The sequence below is a fragment of the Paraburkholderia sp. CNPSo 3281 genome, from assembly GCF_024206515.1.
In the GTDB taxonomy this organism is placed as follows: domain Bacteria; phylum Pseudomonadota; class Gammaproteobacteria; order Burkholderiales; family Burkholderiaceae; genus Paraburkholderia; species Paraburkholderia nodosa.
In genome coordinates this window covers 1-503 of record NZ_JAMBPS010000207.1, presented here as the reverse complement: position 1 = coordinate 503, position 503 = coordinate 1, and the positions used below count along the sequence as shown (strand labels likewise).

General features: G+C 67.8%; 1 pseudogene. It reads right to left on the bottom strand.

Annotated features, from left to right (window positions below):
- A pseudogene (locus M3I56_RS40960) lies at window positions 1–503 on the bottom strand (heme utilization protein); the annotation flags it as partial.

Genomic DNA, 503 nt, shown 5'->3' with positions numbered 1-503 from the left:
AGGTCCGCCGTGCCGAGCTGTGCGACCTGGCTGGACGTCAGTGCCGCGATGCCCGCCGAACCCAGACCGTTCACCACCTGGCTGGTGCTCAGCGCCTTGATGTCAGCCGAACCCAACTGCTGGACCTGGCTCGAAATCAGGCTCGACAGCTGGCCCGTGCTCAGACCGGCCACCTGACCGGTCGTCAGCGAGGCGATCGCCAGCGTTGCGAGCTGGGCCGTGCTCAGCGCATTCAGCGCCGTCGTGGTCAGCGACTGCACCTGCGTGCTGGTCAGCGAGGCGATGCCTGCGGTGCCAAGACCGTTCACGAGCTGGCTCGTGCTCAGCGCGCGCAGGTCAGCCGAGTTCAGCTGCTGCACCTGCGTCGCGCTCAGTCCCGCGAGCTGGCCCGTGCTCAGACCCGAAACCTGTGCGCTCGTCAGCAGGTTCACCGACAGCGTCGCCAGCTGCGACGTCGTCAGCGCGTTCAGCGCCGTCGAGGTCAGCGACTGCACTTGCGACGA